General features: G+C 73.1%; 19 protein-coding genes. 13 read left to right on the forward strand and 6 right to left on the reverse strand.

Features of this window, described 5'->3' with window-relative positions; genetic code table 11:
• Window positions 1–8: 8 nt before the first annotated feature.
• Complete coding sequence (locus AB5J51_RS34260) at window positions 9–1,658, reverse strand: acyl-CoA synthetase (RefSeq protein WP_369779416.1); 1,650 nt, start codon at window positions 1,656–1,658, stop codon at window positions 9–11.
• 190 nt (window positions 1,659–1,848) lie between these two features.
• On the opposite strand from AB5J51_RS34260, the gene AB5J51_RS34265 reads away from it, so the two are divergent.
• The 6 genes from AB5J51_RS34265 to AB5J51_RS34290 all read left to right on the forward strand — a co-directional run bounded on the left by AB5J51_RS34265 (window position 1,849) and on the right by AB5J51_RS34290 (window position 7,341).
• Window positions 1,849–2,649, forward strand: coding sequence for a crotonase/enoyl-CoA hydratase family protein (locus tag AB5J51_RS34265; RefSeq protein ID WP_133898883.1), 801 nt, complete (start codon window positions 1,849–1,851; stop codon window positions 2,647–2,649).
• Window positions 2,650–3,125: 476 nt separating this feature from the next.
• Window positions 3,126–4,088: a Zn-ribbon domain-containing OB-fold protein gene (locus tag AB5J51_RS34270; protein ID WP_369779417.1), complete on the forward strand. Its 963-nt coding sequence runs from the start codon at window positions 3,126–3,128 to the stop codon at window positions 4,086–4,088.
• Window positions 4,088–5,155 carry a thiolase domain-containing protein gene (locus AB5J51_RS34275; protein ID WP_136222099.1) on the forward strand — a complete coding sequence of 356 codons (1,068 nt, stop codon included), beginning with the start codon at window positions 4,088–4,090 and terminating at the stop codon, window positions 5,153–5,155. The genes AB5J51_RS34270 and AB5J51_RS34275 overlap by 1 nt, the downstream gene beginning before the upstream one ends.
• Window positions 5,152–6,327: a thiolase domain-containing protein gene (locus AB5J51_RS34280; protein WP_136222097.1), complete on the forward strand. Its 1,176-nt coding sequence runs from the start codon at window positions 5,152–5,154 to the stop codon at window positions 6,325–6,327. Before AB5J51_RS34275 ends, AB5J51_RS34280 begins: the two co-directional genes overlap by 4 nt.
• A gap of 130 nt (window positions 6,328–6,457) precedes the next feature.
• The gene (locus AB5J51_RS34285; RefSeq protein WP_053787172.1) at window positions 6,458–6,697 is read left to right on the forward strand and encodes a DUF397 domain-containing protein; all 240 of its coding nucleotides are present in this window, start codon (window positions 6,458–6,460) and stop codon (window positions 6,695–6,697) included.
• 134 nt (window positions 6,698–6,831) lie between these two features.
• A complete protein-coding gene (locus AB5J51_RS34290) occupies window positions 6,832–7,341 on the forward strand; it encodes a hypothetical protein (RefSeq protein WP_136222095.1) in 510 nt (169 codons plus the stop codon).
• Window positions 7,342–7,361: 20 nt separating this feature from the next.
• Here the strand turns inward: AB5J51_RS34290 and AB5J51_RS34295 are convergent, their stop codons facing one another.
• Window positions 7,362–8,561 carry a low temperature requirement protein A gene (locus tag AB5J51_RS34295; protein ID WP_369779419.1) on the reverse strand — a complete coding sequence of 400 codons (1,200 nt, stop codon included), beginning with the start codon at window positions 8,559–8,561 and terminating at the stop codon, window positions 7,362–7,364.
• A gap of 26 nt (window positions 8,562–8,587) precedes the next feature.
• Here AB5J51_RS34295 and AB5J51_RS34300 point away from each other — a divergent pair, with 26 nt between their 5' ends.
• From AB5J51_RS34300 to AB5J51_RS34315, 4 genes are all read left to right on the forward strand, one after another.
• A complete protein-coding gene (locus AB5J51_RS34300; RefSeq protein ID WP_133898888.1) occupies window positions 8,588–9,007 on the forward strand; it encodes an ACT domain-containing protein in 420 nt (139 codons plus the stop codon).
• 145 nt (window positions 9,008–9,152) lie between these two features.
• Window positions 9,153–11,990: an AAA family ATPase gene (locus AB5J51_RS34305; RefSeq protein ID WP_369779420.1), complete on the forward strand. Its 2,838-nt coding sequence runs from the start codon at window positions 9,153–9,155 to the stop codon at window positions 11,988–11,990.
• 33 nt (window positions 11,991–12,023) lie between these two features.
• Complete coding sequence (locus AB5J51_RS34310; RefSeq protein WP_136222089.1) at window positions 12,024–12,875, forward strand: maleylpyruvate isomerase family mycothiol-dependent enzyme; 852 nt, start codon at window positions 12,024–12,026, stop codon at window positions 12,873–12,875.
• A gap of 101 nt (window positions 12,876–12,976) precedes the next feature.
• Window positions 12,977–13,477: a hypothetical protein gene (locus tag AB5J51_RS34315; RefSeq protein WP_053787178.1), complete on the forward strand. Its 501-nt coding sequence runs from the start codon at window positions 12,977–12,979 to the stop codon at window positions 13,475–13,477.
• Window positions 13,478–13,490: 13 nt separating this feature from the next.
• On the opposite strand, the gene kstD is transcribed toward AB5J51_RS34315, so the two are convergent.
• Both kstD and AB5J51_RS34325 read right to left on the reverse strand, forming a co-directional pair.
• A complete protein-coding gene (gene kstD / locus AB5J51_RS34320) occupies window positions 13,491–15,347 on the reverse strand; it encodes a 3-oxosteroid 1-dehydrogenase (RefSeq protein ID WP_369779421.1) in 1,857 nt (618 codons plus the stop codon).
• A gap of 212 nt (window positions 15,348–15,559) precedes the next feature.
• A complete protein-coding gene (locus tag AB5J51_RS34325; protein WP_053787180.1) occupies window positions 15,560–16,684 on the reverse strand; it encodes an aminoglycoside phosphotransferase family protein in 1,125 nt (374 codons plus the stop codon).
• A gap of 231 nt (window positions 16,685–16,915) precedes the next feature.
• Between AB5J51_RS34325 and AB5J51_RS34330 the strand changes: the two genes are divergently transcribed.
• On the forward strand, window positions 16,916–18,397 hold the full coding sequence (locus AB5J51_RS34330; RefSeq protein ID WP_053787181.1) for a hypothetical protein: 1,482 nt from the start codon (window positions 16,916–16,918) through the stop codon (window positions 18,395–18,397).
• 127 nt (window positions 18,398–18,524) lie between these two features.
• On the opposite strand, the gene AB5J51_RS34335 is transcribed toward AB5J51_RS34330, so the two are convergent.
• Window positions 18,525–19,949, reverse strand: a complete 1,425-nt coding sequence (locus tag AB5J51_RS34335; protein ID WP_136222082.1) for a PP2C family protein-serine/threonine phosphatase — start codon at window positions 19,947–19,949, stop codon at window positions 18,525–18,527.
• A 218-nt stretch (window positions 19,950–20,167) separates the two neighbouring features.
• The gene (locus AB5J51_RS34340; RefSeq protein WP_053787183.1) at window positions 20,168–20,416 is read right to left on the reverse strand and encodes an SCO4226 family nickel-binding protein; all 249 of its coding nucleotides are present in this window, start codon (window positions 20,414–20,416) and stop codon (window positions 20,168–20,170) included.
• A gap of 320 nt (window positions 20,417–20,736) precedes the next feature.
• Here AB5J51_RS34340 and AB5J51_RS34345 point away from each other — a divergent pair, with 320 nt between their 5' ends.
• Both AB5J51_RS34345 and AB5J51_RS34350 read left to right on the forward strand, forming a co-directional pair.
• Window positions 20,737–22,947 carry a xanthine dehydrogenase family protein molybdopterin-binding subunit gene (locus AB5J51_RS34345; RefSeq protein WP_133898892.1) on the forward strand — a complete coding sequence of 737 codons (2,211 nt, stop codon included), beginning with the start codon at window positions 20,737–20,739 and terminating at the stop codon, window positions 22,945–22,947.
• Between the two features lie 29 nt (window positions 22,948–22,976).
• Window positions 22,977–23,447: a (2Fe-2S)-binding protein gene (locus tag AB5J51_RS34350; protein ID WP_053787185.1), complete on the forward strand. Its 471-nt coding sequence runs from the start codon at window positions 22,977–22,979 to the stop codon at window positions 23,445–23,447.
• Window positions 23,448–23,577: the final 130 nt, after the last annotated feature.

Below are 23,577 nucleotides of genomic sequence, written 5' to 3' on the forward strand. Positions count from 1 at the left end.
CCGACGGATCAGTGCGCCCGGTCCGCGCCCGCCCCGGCATCCGCCTCCGTCGCCACCGACTTCGCCCAGCGGTAGTCCGCCTTGCCGCTCGGCGAGCGCTGGATGGCCGGTGTGACGACCAGCTGGCGCGGGATCTTGTATCCCGCGAGCCGGGTCCGGCAGTGGCTCTGGATCTCCTCCAGGCTGGGCTCCCGGGCACCCGTCCGGACCTGGACCACCGCCGCCACGTGATTGCCCCACTTCGCGTCCGGCACCCCGGCGACCAGGGCGTCGTACACGTCCGGGTGGGACTTCAGCGCCTGCTCGACCTCCTCCGGGTAGACCTTCTCGCCGCCCGTGTTGATGCACTGCGAGCCGCGCCCGAGGACCGTGACGATGCCCTCCTCGTCCACCGTCGCCATGTCCCCGAGCAGCACCCACCGCTCGGAGCCCTTCTGGAAGAAGGTCTCGGCGGTCTTCGCCGCGTCGTTGTAGTAGCCGAGCGGGACGTGGCCGCGCTGGGCGAGCCGCCCCGGTACGCCCACCGGCACCGGCTCGTGCGTCACCGGGTCCACCACCTGCGTACGGTCGTTGACGACGAGCCGGAAGCCCTTCTCGGGGCTCGAGTCGTCGGCCGCCCTGCCGTTGGACCCGGACTCCGAGGACCCGAAGTTGTTCAGGAGCAGCACGTTCGGCACCAGCCGCTGGAACTCCGCCCGTACCGTCTCCGACATGATCGCCCCGGACGAGGAGACGCTGAACAGCGAGGACAGGTCGGTCCCCTTGAGCGGGCCCTTGAGCGCATCGATGAGCGGCCGGAGCATCGCGTCGCCCACCAGCGAGACGCTCGACACCTTCTCCTTCTCGATGGTGCGGAGCACCTCCTCCGGCGCGTACTTGCGGTGGATGACCACCCGCTGGCCGTAGTTGAAGGCGATGAACGAGGTCAGCGTCGAGGTGCCGTGCATCAGCGGGGGAGCGGGGAAGAAGGTGAGCCCGGCTCCCTTCGACGCGACCCGCTCGGCCAGCTCCTCGGGCCGCTTCACCGGCTCGCCCGAGGGATCGCCGCCGAAGAGCCCCGCGAAGAACAGGTCCTCCGCGCGCCACATGACGCCCTTGGGCATGCCGGTGGTGCCGCCCGTGTAGATGATGAACAGGTCGTCGGGGGAGCGGGGTGCGAACCCGCGCTCGGGCGAGCCGGCCGCCTCGGCGTCCTCGTACGCGACGGGCGCGACGGGGAGCTGCGGAGCGCCTTCGGGGGCCGGCCCGACGCGGATCAGGTGGCGCAGCCTGGTCGTCTGCGGGAGGGCGGCGGCCACCCGCTCGGTGAACTCGCCCTCGAAGACGAGCGCGGCGAGGTCGGCGTCGTTGTAGAGGTAGACCAGCTCCTCCTCCACGTAGCGGTAGTTGACGTTCACCGGTACGAGGCGGGCCTTGAGGCAGGCCAGGACGGTCTGCAGGTACTCGACGCCGTTGTAGAGGTGCAGGCCCAGGTGCTCGCCGGCCGTCAAGCCGCTGTCCAGCAGGTGGTGCGCGATGCGGTTCGCCGCCGCGTCCAGCTCCGCGTACGTGAGGCGGCGCTCGGCGCCGGTCCCGGGGTGGTCCACGTACACAAGGGCCTCGCGGTCCGGGACCACGTCGACGACCGACTCGAACAGGTCGGCAAGGTTGTACTCCACCGTTCCTCCTCACCCCCGAGGTTGCCCGTTGCCGGGCCCATGGCCGTGCTGCCCGCGGCGGTCATTAGAGCGCCGCTCGGCCGAAGTGGGAAGGGCGCGGCCCAAGAAATCTGACTGTGTGTCAGAAAACTATTGAACTGCACCCGGCCCTCCTGCAACCTGTTCTAGGTCTTGAGACGGGAGGACGGCAATGGGTGGAACCGAACACCTGACCGTGGAGCGCCACGGCGCCACGCTGGTGCTCACCATGAACAGGCCCGAGGCGAAGAACGCGCTCTCGCTGCCGCTGTTGGTGGGGCTGTACGACGGCTGGCTGGAGGCGGACGCCGACGACACGATCCGCTCGGTGGTCCTGACGGGCGCGGGCGGGGACTTCTGTGCCGGGATGGACCTCAAGGCCCTGGCCGGGAAGGGGATGGCGGGCGACCAGTACCGGGACCGCCTGAAGGCCGACCCCGACCTGCACTGGAAGGCGATGCTCCGCCACCACCGGCCGCGCAAGCCGGTGATCGCGGCGGTGGAGGGCTACTGCGTGGCGGGCGGGACCGAGATCCTGCAGGGCACGGACATCCGGGTCGCGGGCGCGGGCGCCACCTTCGGGCTGTTCGAGGTCAAGCGGGGCCTGTTCCCGATCGGCGGCTCGACGGTACGCCTGCCCCGGCAGATCGCGCGCACGCACGCGCTGGAGATGCTGCTGACCGGCCGGCCGTACTCCGCCGCCGAGGCCGAGCGGATCGGGCTGGTCGGGTCGGTCGTCCCCGAGGGGACCGCGCTGGCCAAGGCCCTGGAGATCGCGGAGCAGGTCAACGCGTGCGGGCCGCTGGCCGTCGAGGCCGTGAAGGCCTCGGTCTACGAGACCGCGGAACTGACGGAGACCGAAGGCCTGGCCTCGGAGCTGCTGCGCGGCTGGCCGGTCTTCGACACCGCGGACGCCAAGGAGGGGGCTCGGGCATTCGCGGAGAAGCGGCCTGCGGTGTACCGGCGGGAGTAACCGGTCCTGGCCGTGCGGGGGCCGTGCCCGGCTTGGCCGCGGCCTAGGGGGTGTCGTCAAAGTAGCGTCGTCCGCCCGTGAGGGCGGGGCCGGCGGGGTCTGGTGCGTGTGATCGCAAGGCGGAGGAGGGAGGCGACGCTCGCGTCGTCGACCGACGACAACGCCGCGAGCGCGCGTGCCAGACCCCGCCGGCCAGACGGGACTTTGACGATACCCCTAGGGCCCCTCGCGGATCGAGTGCCGGTGCGGCGCCGCTGCCGGGGCTCGGCCCCCGGACCCCCGCACCTCGGACCCCCGCACCTTGGACCCCCGCACCTTGGACCCCCGCACCTTGGACCCCCGCACCTTGGACCCCCGCACCCCGGACGCCGGCGCCCCGGACGCCGGCGGGGCCGGGGGTGTCCGGCGGGTCTGGACTCTGCCGCTGCCCGGACTTGCACGTGTTGTTGACCGTTTCGAACATCGGAGTGCCGCTCATGACCGCAGCCGCGTCCCCTCCCGAAGTGCTTCGTGCCCCCCTCGTCGTCGAGTTCCCCTTCACCCGGTCCCTCGGGCCCGTCCAGAGCGCCTTCCTCACCGGGCTGCGCGAGCGCGTCGTCCTCGGCGTCAGGACCACCGAGGGCACGGTGATGGTCCCTCCCGTCGAGTACGACCCCGTCACCGCCGAGGAGATCCGCGAGCTCGTCGAGGTCGGCGCCACCGGCACGGTCACCACCTGGGCCTGGAACGGCGCCCCGCGCCCCAACCAGCCCCTGGCGACCCCCTTCGCCTGGGTCCTGGTCCGCCTCGACGGCGCGGACACCGCAATCCTGCACGCGCTCGACGCCGCAGGGCCCGAAGCCGTGCACACCGGCATGCGGGTCCGGATCCGCTGGGCCGAGGAGCGCACCGGGGCCATCACCGACATCGCGTGCTTCGAGCCCCACGACGGCCCGGAAGCAGCTCAGGCGACCGCGCACGACGGGCAGTTCGCCGACGCCGTCACCGGCATCGTCGCCGAGGCCCGCCTCGACTACACCTACAGCCCGGGCCGCTCCCAGACCGCGTACATCAACGCCCTCGCCGAGCACCGGACCGTCGGCGAGCGCTGCCCCTCCTGCCACAAGGTGTACGTGCCGCCGCGCGGCGCCTGCCCCACCTGCGGGGTCGCCACCACCGACCAGGTCGAGGTCGGCCCGGCCGGGACCGTGACCACGTACTGCATCGTCAACATCAAGGCGAAGAACCTGGACATCGAAGTCCCCTACGTCTACGCCCACATCGCCCTCGACGGCGCCGACCTCGCCCTGCACGGCCGGATCGGCGGCATCCCGTACGACCAGGTCCGCATGGGGCTGCGCGTGGAACCCGTCTGGACCGAGGGCGGGCGCCACCCCGACCACTACCGCCCCACCGGCGAGCCGGACGCCGACTACGACGCCTACAAGGAGCTCATCTGATGCCCGCGACGAGCAGGTACGCACGCGACGTCGCCGTCGTCGCCTTCGCGCAGAGCGACCACCGGCGCAGCTCCGACGAACTCAGCGAAGTCGAGATGGTCATGCCGGTCCTGCACCAGGTGCTGGCCCGGACCGGTCTGAAGGCCGGCGAGATCGGCTTCACCTGCTCCGGATCCAGCGACTACCTCGCGGGCCGCGCCTTCTCCTTCACGATGACCCTCGACGGGGTCGGCGCCTGGCCGCCGATCTCCGAGTCGCACGTCGAGATGGACGGCGCCTGGGCCCTCTACGAGGCCTGGGTCAAGATCCAGACGGGCGAGGCCGACACCGCGCTCGTCTACTCGTACGGGAAGTCCTCGCCGGGCTCCGTACGGGACGTCCTGACCCGGCAGCTCGACCCGTACTACCTGGCTCCGCTCTGGCCCGACTCGGTGGCCCTGGCCGCCCTCCAGGCCCAGGCGCTGATCGATGGCGGCGAGACCGACGAGGGCGCCCTCGCCGCAGTCGGCGCCCGCAGCAGGGCTTCGGCGGCCGACAACCCGCACGCCCAGCTCCGCGGCGCCGTCCCGCAGGGCGACTACCAGGTCCGGCCGCTGCGCACGGGCGACTGCCCGCCCATCGGCGACGGTGCGGCCGCCGTCATCCTCGCCGCGGGCGACACCGCGCGGCGGCTGTGCGAGCGGCCCGCCTGGATCACCGGCATCGACCACCGGATCGAGGCCCACGGCCTGGGCCTGCGCGACCTCACCGACTCCCCGTCGACCCGGATCGCCGCCGAGCACGCCGGCGTCTTCGAGCGCCCGGTGGACACGGCCGAGCTGCACGCGCCGTTCTCCTCCCAGGAGGTGGTCCTCCGCAAGGCGCTGCGTCTCGGCGAGGACGTCGTCGTCAACCCGTCCGGCGGGGCGCTCGCCGCCAACCCGGTCATGGCCGCCGGCCTGATCCGGATCGGCGAGGCCGCCGCCCGGATCCACCGCGGCGCGTCCGACCGGGCCGTCGCGCACGCCACCTCCGGCCCCTGCCTCCAGCAGAACCTGGTCGCCGTCCTGGAAGGGGAACCCGCATGACGAGTACGGGAAAGGAGCCGGTCGCCGTCGTCGGCATCGGCCAGACCAAGCACGTCGCCGCCCGCCACGACGTCTCCCTCGCGGGGCTCGTCCGCGAGGCCGCGGCGCGCGCCCTCGCCGACGCGGAGCTGACCTGGGCGGACATCGACGCGGTCGTCATCGGCAAGGCCCCCGACTTCTTCGAGGGCGTGATGATGCCGGAGCTGTACCTGGCCGACGCCCTCGGCGCGGTCGGCAAGCCCATGCTCCGCGTCCACACCGCCGGTTCGGTCGGCGGGTCCACCGCGCTCGTGGCCTCCAACCTGGTCGCGGCGCGGGTCCACCGGACCGTCCTGACCCTCGCGTTCGAGAAGCAGTCCGAGTCCAACGCCATGTGGGGCCTGTCGCTGCCCGTGCCGTTCCAGCAGCCGCTGCTGGCGGGCGCCGGCGGGTTCTTCGCCCCGCACGTGCGCGCGTACATGCGGCGTACGGGCGCGCCCGACTCGGTCGGCTCGCTGGTCGCCTACAAGGACCGCCGCAACGCGCTGAAGAACCCGTACGCGCACCTCCACGAGCACGACATCACCCTGGAGCGGGTCCAGGCCTCGCCGATGCTCTGGGACCCGATCCGGTACTCCGAGACCTGCCCCTCCTCGGACGGGGCCTGCGCGATGGTCCTCACCGACCGGGCGGGCGCGGCCCGTTCGCCGAAGCCGCCGGCCTGGGTGCACGGCGGGGCGATGCGCAGCGAGCCGACGCTCTTCGCGGGCAAGGACTTCGTCTCCCCGCAGGCGGGCAAGGACTGCGCGGCCGACGTCTACCGGCAGGCCGGGATCACCGACCCGCGCCGGGAGATCGACGCGGTGGAGATGTACGTGCCGTTCTCCTGGTACGAGCCGATGTGGCTGGAGAACCTCGGCTTCGCCGAGGAGGGCGAGGGCTGGAAGCTCACCGAGGCCGGGGTCACCGAACTCGACGGCGACCTCCCGGTCAACCCCTCCGGCGGGGTGCTGTCCACCAACCCGATCGGCGCCTCCGGCATGATCCGCTTCGCGGAAGCGGCCCTCCAGGTCCGCGGCCAGGCCGGCGAACACCAGGTTCCGGGCGCCCGCCGGGCCCTGGGCCACGCGTACGGCGGCGGCGCGCAGTTCTTCGCGATGTGGCTGGTGGGGGCGCAGGCCCCCACTTCCTGATCGGAATCGCTCCTCCGGGCGGGTGTGCGGCTGGTGCCGGACCGGCCACGGGTGACTCACCGTGGCCTGTGCGGCACCCGCTGCGATGGTTACTCTGGCCCCCGGACGACGTACCGGGAGGAGCACGCACGTGGCCGAAAGCATGATTTCGCAGCCTCTGGCCGGCTGGGGCAAGCCGGACCTCGACCTCAGCGAGGCGGACTGGCAGTCGAGCAGCCGGGGAGCGGGCGACGTCCAGATCGCCTTCGTCGAGGGGTTCATCGCGATGCGCAACAGCGACCGCCCCGAGAGCCCCTCGCTGATCTTCGCGCCGGACGAGTGGCGCAAGTTCGTCATGAACGCACGGGGCGGGGAGTTCGACCTGACGTAGCCGGTACGGCCGGACGCGGCGCACCACCGGACGCGGACCCGCCCGCGCCGGTGGCGCCGCCGCGAAAATCCGCCTGACGCCGCCGCCCGGACGTGCGAGGGTGGCCGGTATGACGATCAACCGCCGAAAGGGCGATGCCGCGTAGACGGCCCGGCGCGCTGCGCGCCCTGCAGGGACCGTTCGAAGGGCGCCGCCCGCCCGCCTGGGCGCGGGAACTGCCCCCCGTGGACCGGCTGTCGCCGGCCGCGAGCGCCGGCGTTCACTGGGTCCTGTACGAGCAGAGCACGAGCGATACCGATCTCGCGTACCTCTTGGGCCGGTACCGCGGCTTCCTGAACCGGCCCGGCGGCCGGTTGCGGCTGGTCGCCTCGCTGGTGCCGGCCTGCCCCGGCTGCGCGCTCGACGACGTGGCCGAGGTCCGGGACAGGCTGGGCGAGGTCTACCGCAGGCTGCCGCCGCAGGCCCGCACGGCGCTGGGCCGCGTACTGCGCGCCCTGGACGCGGAGTTCCGGCGCCGCACCCTCCCGGATCCGGATCCGCCACCCGGCCACTGGGCCGACTGGATCGAGTACGTCGACGACTGGGCCGAGTGGCGTGGCATCCCGTACGCCTGGTGGCACCGCCGGATCTACGAGCACACCTGACCCGGGCGGTGCCGCGGCGGCTACGGGGCCGTCGGTCCAGCCGGTGTCGGCTTCGGCGGGAAGCGTTCCAGCACCACCCGGGGCCACGCCGCCGCCAGCACCAGCAGCCACACGAGTTGTACGGCCGCGGCCCCCCGGGCCACCGCCCCCGCCACCAGTACGACGGCCAGCGACGGACCCACCAGCAGCAGGACCAGCCGCAGCCCGCGGCCCGAGCCGGCCGCCGCCACCCCCGCGATCGCCAGGTACACCGCGAGGCTCCCGCACAGCAGCCACCGCACCGCCTCCGGAACCGGGCGGTCCGTGTACTCCACCGCGTTGCCGAGCGCCGCCGCCAGCGCCGCCACCGAGCCCGCGACGAAGCAGTGCAGCGGCAGGACCAGCCGTACCGGAAGGACGTCCCACGCCAGCAGCGGCACCCCGTCCGCCCCGTGGCGCAGCGACAGCGACCACAGCAGGAGCAGCAGCAGGAACGCGCCGATGCCGACCCCGTACAGCGCCGCGTCCCACTCCACCTGCGAGGCGGCGGCCACCACCTGGGCGACCGCCTCGCCCAGCACGATCAGCTGGAACAGGCCCAGCCGCTCCCCGAGATGCGGCGCGTCCATCAGCGCCGCCACCGGCTTGGGCGCGGCCCGCCGTCTGCGCGCCGCCTGCTGCGCGTACTGCGCGTCCACCCGGGCGGCCAGCCTCGTGCCGGACACCGAGAACATCACCGCCAGGTCGATGGCCAGCCCCAGCGCCCACAGCGCGTACCGGGCCGTCCCGTCGAACCACATCGACACGATCCACGGGGTCAGCCCCAGCCCCAGCTGCGTGATCGGCAGCTCCGGCACGTACTCCCCGCGCCGCTCCCACGCCTTGCCCGCCAGCGAGCGCACCAGGATGTAGGCCAGCGCGAACGCCCCCGCCCGGTCCTCCCGTACGCCGTGCACCGAGGCCGCCATCACCGCCATGCCGAACATCCCCGCCAGGACCGTCCACGTGCGGGCCTCCTCGCCGCTGACGTTCCCGTACACGGTGAACAGCATCCAGCCCGTCCAGAAGGCCAGGAACATCACCGCGTACAGCGCCACATCGCCGCTGCCGGGGCTGCCGGCCAGCAGGTGCGCCAGCTGGGCGACGCCCGCCACCGCCGTCAGGTCGAAGAACAGCTCCAGCCAGGAGGCGTGCCGTTCGCCCTCCTCAGGCGCCGACCCTGCCGGCGCGGAATCGGTCATAACGGGATGATAGGTAGGGTGGCCCCATGAGCGGCGAGAGCGACCTGAGGAAACTGCTGAGCGGCATGCGCCCCGAGCTGCACGAAGGGCGGTACGTCTTCTGCACCGTCCCCGGAGCCACGGCGCCGCCCTCCGGAACCGCCCCCGTCGCCACCGTCCTGGAAGCCGAGGGGCTCACCGTGGTCCTGCGCCAGCAGGACGCCGACGCCGCCGGGCTCGCCTACGACTACACCGCCGGGTGGATCACCCTGCGCATCCACTCCGCCCTCGACGCCGTCGGCCTCACCGGCGCCTTCGCCGCCGAGCTCGCCGCGCACGGACTCAGCTGCAACGTGATCGCCGGGTACCACCACGACCACCTCTTCGTCCCCGCCGAACGGGCGGCCGAAGCAGTGGCCGTACTGGAGCAACTCGCAACCCGTTCGGCGCAAGAGGGACACCCGTAGAGGCCTGCAACGGCCCCATACCAAAGATTCCGATCTTTCCCGGCAGAGGGCCTTCCCCCACACGTGCGCGGGCGTACGCTGATGCCCCGAACAGGCCTGGGGGGTACCAGCCATGACGGAACGCCGGACCCGCAGACGGCGAAGAATGTTCGAACGCGAGGCGGAACTCGCCACCGTGGACGAAGCCCTGGAGCAGCTCACCGGCTCCGGCGGCGACGGCCGCACGGATGCCGGCGCCGGCCCCGCCGCGGGCGGCACGCTGCTCGCCTTCTCCGGCCCCGCCGGCCTCGGCAAGACCACCCTCCTCGCCGAGGTGCGCCGCCGCGCCCTCGCCCGCAACTTCACCCTGCTGGCCGCCCGCGGCGGCGAACAGGAGCAGAGCCAGCCCTTCCACGTCGCCCGCCAGCTCCTCCAGCCCCAGCTGGCCGACCGCTCCGAGGCGGAACTGCACGCCGCCCTCGGCAGCTGGTACCCCATCGTCGGCCCCGCGCTCGGCCTGTGCGCCCCCGAACAGGGCGCCCCGCCCGACCCCCAGGGCCTGCGCGACGGCCTCGACTGGGTCCTCACCCACCTCACCGTGCAGCGCGCCCCCGTCGCCCTCGTCCTCGACGACGCCCACTGGGCCGACCCCGAATCCCTCTCCTGGCTCGCCGCCTTCGCCCCGCGCGCCGAACACCTCCCACTGCTCCTCGTCGTCGCGTACCGCCCCGAGGAACTGCCCGCGCACGCCGAGGCGTTCCGTACGCTGCCCGGTCGGGCCGGACACCGCCCGTTGGCCCTCGCCCCGCTCACCGAGGCCGCCGTCTCCACCCTGGTCCGCGAGGCCGTCGGCGACCACGCCGACGATGCCTTCTGCCGCGAGGCCTGGGCCGTCACCACCGGCAACCCCTTCGAAGCCGTCGAGCTCACCGCCAAGGTCCGCGACAAGGGCCTCGCCCCCACCTCGGCCAGCGCCCCGCTGCTGCGCGACCTCGCCGCCGCCCAGCGCGGCAGCGGCCTCGTCGCCCGCCTCGAACGCCTCGGCCCCTCCACCGTCCGCTTCGCCTGGGCCTGCGCCGTCCTGGGCACCGCCATCCCGCAGGAGCTCGCCGCCCGGGTCGCCGGCCTCGGCTCCGAGGAGGCCGCGGACGCCACCGGGCGGCTGCGGGAGGCCCGCATCCTGTCCGCCCCCGGCGAAGAGCCCGACGCCGGGCTGGAGTTCGTCCACCCGCTCATCGCCACCGCCCTCTACCGGGCCATCCCCGACGCACTGCGCGTCGCCCTCCACGGACAGGCCGCCGTGGCCGTCGTCGATGCCGGGCTCGGCGCCTCCAACGCCGCCCGCCACCTGCTGGAGACCCACCCCGAGAACGACCCCTGGGTGGTACGGACCCTGCGCGAGGCCGCCGCCGAGAACCTGCGGGCCGGCGCCCCCGAGGCCGCCCGCCGCCAGCTCGCCCGCGCCCTGCGCGAGCCCCCGGGCTTCGACGAGCGCGCGGCCGTGCTGTACGAGCTCGGCTGCGCCTCCCTGCTCACCGAACCCGCGAACACCGTGAACCACCTGCGCGCCGCGCTCGCCGAACCCTTCGACGACCCCGCCCTGCGCCAGGGCATCGTCATCCGGCTCGCCCAGGTCCTCGCCCACAGCGACCGCCTCGCCGAGGCCTCGGACTCGCTCGCGCGGGAGATCCCGCACACCCCGGACGCCCGGACCAGACTGCGCCTGCAGTCCGAGCAGTTCATGTGGGACGCCTTCGACGCCGTCGAGCCCGACTCCCCGGCGCGCTCGCGCCGGCTGGCCCGGCTCGCCGACCGGCTGACCGGCCGCGACCTCACCGAGCGGTACATCATCGGGCTGCGCGCCTGGGACGCCTGCCTGCGCGGCGAACCGGTGGACGTGGTCCTGCACCACGCCGTACGGGCCCTGGGCACGGAGTTCAGCTGGGCCTACGAGGACCGCGGCTTCGAGGTACCGGTGCTCGCCGCCATGGTCCACATGTACGCCGACCGGCCCGGCCGGGCGGAGGAACTGTTCGAGGCCGGCACCGCCGAGTTCGAACGGCAGGGCTGGCGCGGGGCCCACCTGTCCTTCGCGTACAGCCTGCGCGCGTACATCCGCTACCGGCGAGGGCGCCTCGCGGAGGCCGAGGAACTGGCCCGGGCCGGGCTGCAGCTCGCCGAGCGCGTGGGGCGCGGTACGCCCGTGCACTGGTACAGCATCGCGATCCTCGCCACGACCCTGCTCGCGCGGGGACGGGTGGACGAGGCCTGGGAGCTGGCGCGGGAGCACGCGTTCGGCGAGTCCGTCCCGGCAGCCGTGGTCTTCCCCGACCCGCAGACCGTGTACGCCGAACTGCTGCTCGCCCGCGGCCAGACGAAGGCGGCGGCGGCCGAACTCGAGGCCGTGGACCGCAGGCTGAGCCCGCGCGGGATCCAGAACCCGTCCTGGTGCCCGTGGCTGCTGCACCTGGCCCGGGCGGTGGCGTCGCAGGACCCGGCCAGGGCGCGCGCCCTGGCCGCCGACGCGGTACGGCGGGCCCGCGCCTTCGGGGCCCCGTCCGGCGTGGGGCAGGCCCTGCGGGTGGCGGCGGAGGTGGCGGCCCCGGGGGAGCGGGTGGGGCTGCTGACGGAGGCGGTGGAGCTGCTGTCGGCCTCGCCGGCCGGGTTCGAGCTGGCGTGCGCGCTGGCTGCGCTGGGCACGGAGCTCGGGGACGCGGAGCTGCTGGCGCGGGCGCTGGCGACGGCGCTGGAGTGCGGGGCGGACGGGCTGGTGGCGCGCCTGGGCGGGGCGGCGCAGGGTGGTGCGGAGACGGGCGCTGCGGCGACGGGTGGTGCGGTCCGGGAGGACGGCCTGACCGACGAGGAATTCCGGGCGGCGGAACTGTCCGTACGGGACGACCCGGCGGCGCGGGGCCGGGACCTGTCCCCGGTCTACCGGAAGCTGGGCACGGACCGGTCCGGGCTCGCGGAGGCGCTGGAGGCGTTCGCCCGGAGCGCAAGGTGATGCGCAGGGTGGCGGCGCGGGCAGGGTGACGTCATGGACGTCATAAACCACAGTCAGAGGCTCTCCCACTTCCACGACGAGACGTTGGCCTTCGAGAAGGCGATCCGGCGCGCGATCGCCGAAGCCGGCGACGGACCGGTCCCGCTGGTGCCGTCCTGCCCCGGCTGGTCGGCCGCGGACCTCGTCGGGCACCTGGGCGGGGTGCACCGGTTCGTGGGCCGCATCCTGCGCGACCGCCTCGCAGAGGTCCCGGACCACACCGATCTGACGATCTTCGCGATCCCGGAGGACCCGGCGGTACGGGCGGCCTGGCCGAAGCCGGAGACCGAGCCGAACCGGGGGCCGGTGCCGCAGGCGCTGACGGAGTGGTTCGCGCAGGGCGCGCGGCAGCTGGAGGGCCTGTTCCGGGAGCTGGGGCCGGACGTGCCGGTGTGGACGTGGTCGGTGGACACCGAGGATTGCGCGGAGCACACGAGCGGCTTCTGGCTGCGGATGCAGACCATCGAGCTGGCGGTGCACCGGTGGGACGCGGAGTCCGCCACCGGGGCGCCGGGGCCGATCGACGCGGAGATCGCGGTGGACGCGGTCCCGCAGACCTTCGAGGCGATGGCCCCGTTCCGGCGGGCCATGGCCGGGGCGCCGGCCGGATCGGGGGAGCGGTACCGCTTCCGGCGGACGGACGGGCCGGAGTCCTGGACGGTCACGTTCTCGGGGGAGCGGGTCCTGGCGGAGTACGGGGCCACGGACCCGGTGGACGTCGAGGCGGCCGGGACGGCGTCGGACCTGATGCTGTTCCTCTGGCGGCGGATCCCGCCCACCGCCCTGACGGTCACCGGGGCCGCGGACCTGCTGCCGCACTACTTCACCCTGGTCCCCCCGGTCTGACCGCTGCCCCCCCGGCGGGGGGACGGTCCGGAGGCGGGCTTTCCGGGGGATGGGCGGGGCCCGGGGCCGGAAAAACGTGGGCGGGCACGTACCATGGCGGCATGTCCTTCCTCCGCCGCAACCGCGCCGCCACACCCGCCGGCCCGGACTTCGACGTCCTGGCCATGGACCCGGGGGACTGGCCGGGCAATCTCGGGGCCGGGCTTCTGCCCGCGCCCGACGGCAGCTGCCAGGGCGTCTTTCTCCGCTACGACCTGTTCGGCGGACGCGGCCCCGCAATGATCATCGGCAACCTCCCCGAGGGCTCCCCGGCCCGGGAGCTCACCGAGGGCCAGGTGCCCTTCGAGGTGGCCCAGCTCCTCGACGCCCTCGAGAACGACGAGGACGTCGAGGTCACCGGCACCGAGGACTGCCCCGTCATGCAGGGCGACAACCTCCTCATCGTCCGGAAGATCAAGCTCTCCGAGGGCCGGATCAGCTGCGTGCAGTTCGACCGCAGCGACAACGTGCTGGTCACCATCGCGAGCTGGGACCGGCCCATCACCGACGACCTGTACGCCCTCCTGAAGCCGCTCCCCGCCGAGCTCTTCCAGCAGGGATAGCCGTCACCGGCACCTACGCGTCCGCGATGTCGTTCGCCGCCACGTAGCCGAACGTCATCGCGGGGCCGATCGTCGACCCCGCCCCCGCGTAGCTGTGCCCCATCACCGCCGCACTCGCGTTGCCCGCAGCCCACAGGCCCCGGATCACCGAGCCGTCCGGCCGCAGCGCACGCGCCCGTGCGTCCGTGACGATGCCGCCCTTCGTGCCCAGGTCACCCGGCACGATCTTGAAGGCGTAGAACGGCGGCGCCCAGATCGGGGCCAGGCACGAGTTCGGCTGCACCCCCGGGTCCGTGTAGTAGTGGTCGTACGCCGTGTCGCCCCGGTGGAAATCGGGGTCGGTCCCGTTCCACGCCTGCGTGTTGAACCGGTTGAGGGTCGCCCGGAGCGCTCCCGCCGGGACCCCGATCTGGCCGGCCAGCGCGTCCCAGGTCCACGCCTTCTTCGCCGCGCCCGCCTGGTACCAGGAGTCCGGGAAGACGATCGTCGGCAGGATGTCCTTGAACAGGTACTTGTTGCGGTAGTTCTGATCCACGATCAGCCACGCCGGGATGTGCGAACCGGCGGACCCCCGGTCCTTCTGGTACATCACGTGCACCACATCGCTGTACGGCGCCGCCTCGTTGACGAACCGCGCGCCCGCCCCGTTCACGATCAGCCCGCCCGGCAGGGTCCGTTCGGCGAGGCAGAAGTACGGCTCGCCCGGCAGCGGGATCGACGGACCCCACCACGCGTCCTCCATCAGCGCCAGCGCCGCCCCCGCCCGCTGCCCGGCCCGGATCCCGTCGCCCGTGTTCTCCTTGGCGCCCACCGACCACTGGGTGCCGATCGGCTGCTGCTGGTACTGCGCCCGCATCTGCGCGTTGTGCTCGAATCCGCCCGAGCCGACGACCACGCCCTTGCGGGCCCGTACGACCCCCCGTACGCCCTCCTTCTCCACCACCACACCGGTGACCGCGCCCGCCTCCTGCACCAGGTCGACCAGCGGGCTGTTCAGCCAGACAGGCACCCCCGCCTGCATCAGCCCGGCCCGCAGCCCGGCCGCCAGCGCCTGGCCCATCGTGAGCGGCTTCTGCCCGCACAGCGCGGCCTTGGTGCCGCGCGCCAGGCACTCCGTGGACACCGCCAGGCCCTTGGCGTTCACGGCCGCCAGGTTCAGCCACTTGTAGTCCTGGCTGAACACCACCATCCCGGCCGGGACCGGCATGTACGCCGGGTTCAGCCGGGCCAGTTCGTCGCCCAGGAGATGGCCGTCGATCTGGTCGGGCTCGATGGACCGGCCGTTCGGCAGCCCGCCCGGAAGGTTCGGGTAGTAGTCGCTGTACCCGTCCATGTACCGGAAGCGCAGCGGGCTGTTGGCCATCACGAAGTCCAGCATCCGCGGACCGTGGGCGAGGAACGCGGCCTGCCGGTCCGCCGACGAGCCGTCGCCGACGACCGCCGCGAGGTACGCGGCCGCCTTCTGCGGGGTGTCCGGCACCCCAGCGGCCAGGATCACCGAGTTGTTCGGCAGCCAGATCCCGGCCCCCGAGCGCGCCGCCGAACCACCGAACGTCGGGGCCTTCTCGACCACCACCACGCTCAGACCCCGCTTGGCGGCGGTGAGCGCGGCGGTCATTCCGGCCGCCCCCGACCCGACCACCACGACGTCGTACTCGCCGAGCGGAACCCCGTCCGCGGCCCGCGCGACGGCCGACGGCAGCACCGCGGCCGCGACCACGCCCGCCCCGGCCCCGGCGAGGACCGTCCGGCGGGAGGGGAGCGCAGGGCTCGCGGGACCGGCCGGCACGGGACCGGGGCTCGCGGGAACAGGACGTACGGGATCGGGGCGTACGGGACCGGGGCGTACGGGACCGGCGTTTGCCGACATGGGCGGGCTCCAGCGGAGTGGGGAGGGCGGGGACGGCGGCTCCAGCATGTCTGATGCTGAGTCAGAAAAGGTGTTCGGGGGATCATGTGATGTCAAGGCATGCGCAGGGGTGGCGAGACGGGCCGAGACGTCCCCGAACGCACGAAATCCCGTGGTACGCACATCGAGTGCGTACACCACGGGATTTTCGTACGGGGTGCGGGCCGCCGGGATCAGCGGGTCCCGACCGCCGCGCGTACCGCCCTGCGGGCCATGCCGCAGTCGTCGTGCAGACGGCGCAGCAGCAGCCGCTGCTCCTCGCCGGAGGACAGGGCGCCCGCCGGCAGGGGCTGGGTCGGGGCGGTCGCCAGCATGGAGCGCTGGACCGCCGTCTCGCACATCCGGATCTCCCTGGTCAGCACCAGCATCAGGTTGACCAGGAAGGCGTCCCGCGAGGCCGGACCGGCCGACTGGGCGAGCCGGCTGATCTGGCTGCGGGCCGCCGGGGCGTCGCCCAGCACCGTCCACAGCGTGGCCAGGTCGTACCCCGGCAGGTACCAGCCCGCGTGCTCCCAGTCGAGCAGCACGGGTCCGGCCGGGGACAGCAGCAGGTTCGACAGGAGCGCGTCACCGTGGTTGAACTGCCGCTGCACACCGGCCAGTTTCAGCCCGCACAGCAGCTTCTGCAGATCGCCCAGGTCCCGGTCGGTGAGCAGTCCCAGCTCGTGGTACCGCGCCACCCGCTGCGCGTAGTTCAGCGGGTCCCCGAACAGGTCGGTCGGCGGGCGCCACTGGTTCACCCGGCACACCGCGCCCAGGGCTGCCCGTACGTCGGCCCGCGGCGGGGCCTCCACGGGGTGCCGCTGCAATGCTGCGACCCGGCCCGCCATCCGTTCGACCACCAGCGTGCAGTTCTCGGGGTCCGCGGCGATCAGCCGCGGCACCCGGACCGGCGGGCGGTGCCGGACGAACGCCCGGTACGCCGCTATTTCGTGCCGGTACCGCTCGCGCCATTCCGGCGAGTGGTCCAGTAAAACCTTGGCGACGGCGGTCATCCGGCCTGTCGTCCCGACCAGGAGGACCGACCGGCCGCTGCGCCGCAGCACCTGAACCGGAGCGAACTCCGGGCAGATGCGCTGCACCGAGGCGAGGGCCGTGCGCAGTTGCGCACCCTGTGGCCCCGAGAGGTCGATTCTTCCGCTGAGCGGCTGCGATCCGGCCCCCGGCATCCGCCGCGCCCGTACGGCGCCCTGCGCCGGGGCCGCCGGGCGGCCGGGGTCGAGGTAGGGGCCGCCGCCCGCCTGGAGCGTGCGGTGCGGCCGGACCGGGGCGGACACGGAGGACGTTGCTGCGTACATGGCGTTTACGGATCCCTTCGTGCGCCGACGAGTTGCGTACGCCGCCCCGCCGGTCCCGTACTTCACCCTGGGGAGTTCCGCCCGGAGACCGGGTCGGGGAGGCGCATTCCTACCTGACACCCGGCCGTGGGTGGCGGACCATCTTGCGTGCCCTGGCGAAGCCTGGCGAATAGTCGCTGGGCAACTGACGGCGGGCTACTGTCAAATCAGCCGAGAACCTGGGGGCTTGACGTGAGCAAAGGACCAAACACCCGCTTGAACGACTTGTTCGGCCTGGCCGGCTGGTCGAAGGGTGAGCTGGCGAGGATGGTCAACCGGCAGGCGGCGGCCATGGGCCACCACCAACTGGCCACCGACACCTCGCGGGTACGGCGCTGGATCGACATGGGGGAGACCCCGCGCGAACCGGTGCCCACCGTACTGGCAGCCCTGTTCACCGAGCGGCTCGGTCGTGTCGTGACCATCGAGGACCTCGGGTTCGTACGGCAGCGGCGCACCTCCAAACGGCAGCCGGACGGGGCGAAGGACAACCCCGAAGGAATGCCGTGGGCGCCCGAACGCACAGCCGCGGTCCTCACCGAATTCACGGGAATGGACCTCATGCTCAACCGACGCGGTCTGATGGGCGCGGGTGTCGCGCTCACCGCAGGCTCCGCCCTCACCCACGCCATGAACGACTGGCTGCACACCGATCCCACCCCCGCCAAAGCCCCGCAGACCTTCGGCGACTCCTTCCAGGCCGACCCGGCCGGCTACGACCGCTACGAGGCCGCCCCCATCGGCTCCCAGGAGATCGAGGCCCTGGAGCGCTCCGTGGAGGTCTTCCGCGCCTGGGACGCCTCACGAGGGGGCGGACTGCAGCGCAAAGCAGTGGTCGGCCAGCTCAACGAGGTCGGCGGCATGCTCGCGTACCACCACCCCGACCACCTGCAGCGGCGGCTGTGGGGCGTGGCGGCCAACCTCGCCGTGCTGGCGGGCTGGATGTCCCACGACGTGGGTCTCGAACCCACCGCGCAGAAGTACTTCGTCATCGCCGCGCACGCCGCCCGGGAGGGCGGGGACCGGCCGCGGGCCGGCGAAGCGCTGTCCCGGGCGGCGCGCCAGATGGTCCACCTGGGCAAGCCGCACGAGGCCCTCGACCTCATGAAGCTGGCGCAGTCGGGCTCCGGCGAACAGACCCTGCCCCGCACCCGCGCCATGCTGCACACCATCGAGGCCTGGGCCCAGGCCTCGATGGGCAAGGGCCAGGCCATGCGCCGCACGCTCGGCGAGGCCGAGGACCTGTTCGTGTCGGACAAGGGTGACGTGCCCCCGCCGTCGTGGATGCAGAACTTCGACGAGGCGGACCTGCACGGCATGCAGGCCCTGGCGTTCCGCACCCTCGCCGAACACGACCCCTCGGTCGCGCCGATCGCCCAGCGGCACGCCCGGGAGGCACTGCGGCTGCGGTCCGGCGGCCACCAGCGCTCGCAGATCTTCGACTACATCTCCATGGCCTCGGCCTGCTTCATCGCCGACGACCCCGAGCAGGCCGACCGCTACGCCCGGCTCGCGCTGGTCTCGATGAACGAGACCTCCTCGCACCGGACTTGGGACCGGCTGCGCGAGATGTACCGGCTCACCGGCCAGTACGCCGGGTACGCGCGCATCGAGGACCTGCGCGCGGAGATCAAGATGGCCCTGCCGAACAGCCCGACGCAGCGCACCGTCTAGGCCTTGCGCGGGAACCCGCTGCCGGTTCGTGCACCGGCACCGCCAACGGCATCCGTACGGAGACGAGAAAGGCCGCGCCTTCCGGCGCGGCCCTGAGAAGCGGTCCCCGTCGGACCGTGTTCGTTGCTCAGCCCCCGACCCTGGCCACCAGGACGCAGGCGTCGTCCTCGCGTTCGCTCTCGCCGAACTCCTCGACCACCATCCGCACGCAGTCCTGCGCCGACCGCGCCGCCGTGAACCGCGGCGCGAGGGCCAGCAGCCGCTCGGTGCCGTCCGCCCGGCTGAACTCGATGCTGCGCGGCGTCAGTCCGTCCGTGTGCAGGACGAGTACGTCGCCGGTCTGCAGCCGTTCCTCGGCCTGCCCGTACGCCGCCCCGGAGGTCGCGCCCAGCAGTACGCCCTCCGGCGGCTGCAGGGCGCGGCCCGAGCTGCTCCGGAACAGCAGCGGGGCGGGATGGCCGGCCTGTGCCCAGGAGAGCATCCGGCGCGCCGGATCGTAGCGGCAGCAGACGGCAGAGCCGAGCGCCGGCTGTACGGAGGTCTCCAGGAGCTGGTTGAGCCAGCCCATCAGCGGGCCCGGCTCGATGCCGGCCATGGCCATGCCGCGCAGGGCGCCCAGCATCATCGCCATGCCGGAGGTGGCCGTCACCCCGTGCCCGGTCAGGTCTCCGACCGTCAACAGAGAGCGGCCGTCCGGCAGTTCGAGCGCGTCGTACCAGTCGCCGCCGATCAGGGCGCTCGTCGCGGAGGGCAGGTAGTGCGCGGCGACGTCGAGCGCGCCGGTGGTGTGGTGCGGGAACCGCAGGGAGCCGCGCCACGGGGGGAGCACGGCTTCCTGCAGCTCGACCGCAAGCCGGTGCTCGGTCTGCGCGATCTCCCGCCGGCGCTGCAGCGAGTCACGGGACTCGCGTTCGGCGCGCTGGCTTCGGCGCAGCTCACTCACGTCCCGGAGCACGGCCCACATGGAGGCCGTGCAGCCGTCGGTGTCGAGTACCGGCTCGCCTCGCATGTGCAGCGTCCGGACGCGGCCGTCGGCCCGGACGATGCGGAACTCGCCGTCGATCGGTTTGCCGTCGACCAGACAGGCCGTCACCATCGAGGTGAGCAGCGGCTGGTCCTCGGAGAAGAGGGTGGAGCCGAGTTCGTCGAGCGGGAGCGGGCCCGCCTCGGGCGAGCGGCCGAAGATCTGGAACAGCTCCTCGGACCAGTTGACCTCGTCGGTGAGCAGGTTCCACTCGGCGCTGCCGACGCGGGTCTGCTGGGGCTCGGTCCCGGTCGCGGGCGTCCCCTCGGGGAGCTCGCCGAGTTCGGGGGCGGCCGGCAGGCCTTCCTTGAGCTGTCCCAGGTGCTCGCGCAGGTCGTCGAGGTGGTGGACGGCGAGGTCGCACAGGGCGCGCTGCCAGCGGCCCTGGGCGTCGTCGTCGTCGACGACGGTGTCGCGGCGCACCGCGTCGACTTCGCCGCGCAGCCGCCGGGTCTGCGAGATCAGGGCGTCCACCGAACCGGGCTCGGGCGGCTGCGCGGGACGGTCCGCGAAGAGGTGGGACGGCATGAGAACTCCGATACAGGCGGCGCGGCACGGCCAAGTCTGAAGGAAGGACCGGTTACGACTGTTGCACAGGCGGCGACGGCCCGTAAGGCGTTTGGCAACATCCGTAACGTCGTTGCTTCCGGCATATGCCAAGGGCCTCCCGGCCCCCCTTCGCCCGTACGAACGTTTCCGGTCAGCCCTGCCGGCACCCCGTCGGCGGTTCCCGGCCGCCTCCGGTCTCACACGACGATCGGCACCGGGTGGATCTCGTTGGCCGGGTGCCCGGTGCGTTCGTGGATCCGCTGCACCGCCTCCGCGGACGGCGCCTCGGACAGGCAGTACACCGTGCCGGATTCCGGGTCGGCCCACGCGCGCTCGAAGTGCACCTTCTCGTCGCCCTCGATCGCCAGGTCCGCCCTGTGGGCAGCCATCAGCTCGGCTTCGGTGATGCCCTTCATGCCGTGGTGGACATCCATGTACATCGCCACCGCCGCACACCTCCTCACGTGTTCCTGCGAGTGCAGCCCTATCTCTTCCATCGTCCCCCCGCGGCCGGAAACCGGCCCTCCGGAGGAGGCGGATCGATCGTACGGACGAGATGTACGAGGCCCGGGCGCGGCAGAACCCGTACCCGGGCCGGATCAACACCTCCGCGGGAGTACCCCCCGAACGAAGGAGCCCCTCCCCGGGCGGCCCATCCCGTCGTCCCGCTTCCCACCCCACTGGGTGATCGCTACCCTACGTGTCGGTAACGAGCCGGGGGAGGTCCGCGAACGCGGACCCGCGCAGGGTTTGGGGACACAGCAACATGACCGGGCAGAGCCGCCGCTCCTTCCTCACGTACCTCGTCGCGGCGCCGACGCTGGCCCTCGTCACCCGGGCCGGGGCCGACGTCCTCGCCCCGCAGCCCGCCCACGCCGTGGTCCCGAGCCTGCCCGCCCCGGCCGATCTGGTGGACCTCGGCGACCTGTTCATCCTGGCCGGCGCACCCACCTCCGCCCTGCTGGCGCTCGCCGTCGAGGCGGACGGAACCATCCGCTTCCGGCTGCCGCGCGAGGAGGTCGGCCAGGGGCTCACCACCGCCGTGGCCATGCTCGTCGCGGAGGAGCTCGACGCGCCGCTGGCCGCCGTCCGCGTGGAACTGGACGACGCGCGTCCCGAGCTGGTGTTCAACCAGCTCACCGGAAGCTCCAACTCCATCCGCTCCCTCTACGGGCCGGTCCGCCAGGCCGCCGCCACCGCCCGGGCCCGCCTGGTCGCGGCGGCCGCCCGCCGCTGGGGCCTCGCCGCGTCCTCGCTGACCACCGCGAACGGCGCCGTACGGGCCCCCGACGGACGCACCGCCGACTACGGCAGCCTCTCCGCGGCCGCCGCCGACCCCGCCCTGGTCGTCCTCGGCGCCACCCCGAAGAAGGCCGCGAAGCACTCCCTCGTCGGCAAACCCACCGGCCGGATCGACGCCCGCGCCATGGTGACCGGTGCCCAGCAGTACACCCTCGACCTCGACGTGCCCGGTGCCAAGCCGTGCGTGGTGCGCCGCCCGCCCAGCCTCGGCGGCAGCGTCAAGGCCGTCGCCAACCTCGCCGCCGTCCGCGCCATGCCCGGCGTCCTCCACGTGGTCACCGTCCCGACCGGGGTCGCCGTCGTCGCCGAGACCTTCGGGCAGGCCCTCGACGCCAAGGCCGCCCTCCAGGTCACCTGGGGCCCCGGCCCCGCCGACCAGCTCTCCGACGAGCAGATCCGCGCCAAGCTGCGCGCCGCCACCCCCCCGCTGCTGGTTCCGCCGCTGCTCACCCCGTACGTGGACGCCGAGTTCGACTTCGCCTTCGTCAGCCACGCGCCCATGGAGACCAACTCCGCCGTGGCCGACGTACGGGAGGACCGCGCCGAGATCTGGTCCGGGCTCAAGTCCCCGATCGCGGCCCGCGAGACGATTGCCGCCGACCTCGGCCTGCCGCTCGACAAGGTCACCGTGCACGTGGTCCAGGCCGGCGGCTCGTTCGGGCGGCGGCTCTTCTTCGACGCCGCGCTGGAGGCCGCCCGGGTGTCCAAGGCCTGCCGCCGTCCCGTCCGGCTGATGTGGACCCGTGTCGACGACACCCGGCACGGCCGGATGCGCCCCGCCACCCACCACAAGATCCGCGCCACCCACCTGCTCGGCGAGGTGCTCAGCTTCGAGCACCGGGTGGCCGCCGCCGAGACCGACTTCCGGCACGGGCTCGGCGAGATCATCACCGCCACTGCCGCCAGCCTGCCGCTCGGCATCGGCAACGCGACCCTCGCCCAGACCCTGTTCCACACCACGATCAAGTCCCCGTACCACTTCGGGCTCACCACCCACGGGCTCAGCGAGGTGCCCACCGGCATCCCGACCGGCTCCTGGCGCTCGGTGTACTCCGCCAACACCCGGGGCGCCGAGGAGATCGTCGTCGACGAACTCGCGGCGCGGACCGGCAAGGACCCGTACCAGTTCCGGCGTACCTTCCTGAAGACGGCCGCCCAGCGCGCGGTGCTCGACAAGGCGGCGACGGAGGGGGAGTGGGGACGGCCCATGCCGGCGGGCTGCGCGCAGGGCATCGCCTTCCACGACGAGTACAAGTCCCGCACCGCCTGTCTGGTCGAGATCGACGCCCGCGACCCGGAGCACGTCCGCGTCACCAAGGCCGTCATCGCGGTCGACGTGGGCCTGCCCGTCAACCCGCGCGGACTGGAGGCCCAGATGATCGGCGGCCTCACCGACGCGATCTCCACCACCCTGAAGGCCGGGCTGCACCTGGACAAGGGGCTGCCGCTGGAGGGCAGTTACAGCCAGTTCCACTGGGCCCGGCAGCGTGACACCCCGCAGGACGTACGCGTCTTCGTGCTGCCGGCCACCGGCGAGGAGCCGGGCGGCGCGGGCGAGCTCGGCGTACCCGCCGCGGTGGGTGCCATCGCCAATGCCTGGGCCCGGGCCACCGGCAGCAAGCCGCGCAGCTTCCCCCTCGACTTCGACGTCGACTTCACCCCGTACCCCCGCTAGAACAGCCCGTCAGTTCAGGAGAGTCCGCCGTGCCCTCGCACACCTTCACCGTCAACGGGCAGAGCGTCACCGTGGACGCGCCCGACGATCTGCCCCTGCTGTGGGTGCTCCGCGACATGCTGGGCGTACGCGGCCCCAAGTACGGCTGCGGCGTGGACGTCTGCAAGGCCTGCACCAGCCATCTCGACGGGGCGGACATCCGCCCGTGCGTGGTGCCGGTCTCCGCGTGCGCCGGAAAGAAGGTGACCACCATCGAGGGCCTGGCGAACGGGGACGAGCTGCACCCCGTACAGGAAGCCTGGCTCGAACAGGACGTCGCCCAGTGCGGTTTCTGCCAGCCCGGCCAGATCATGGCCGCCGTCGCGCTGCTGAAGCGCACCACCACGCCCACGGACGAGGACATCGACGCCATCGCCAACATCTGCCGCTGCGGCACCTACTTCCGCATCCGGGAGGCCATCCGCAGCGCGGCCGCCCGGATGCGTGAGACACGGACGTGAGCGAGTGGGGCCCCGGGGACTCCCCCGTCGATCCCGGGGCCCGACCGCTCGGGGTCAAACCTAGGCGGCCGGTGGCCGGTTCGCAGGGTCCGCCCTGCACAGTGACCGGGCGGGACGGGTATCACTGAGC

This window comes from Streptomyces sp. R33 (assembly GCF_041200175.1).
GTDB lineage: Bacteria > Actinomycetota > Actinomycetes > Streptomycetales > Streptomycetaceae > Streptomyces > Streptomyces katrae_B.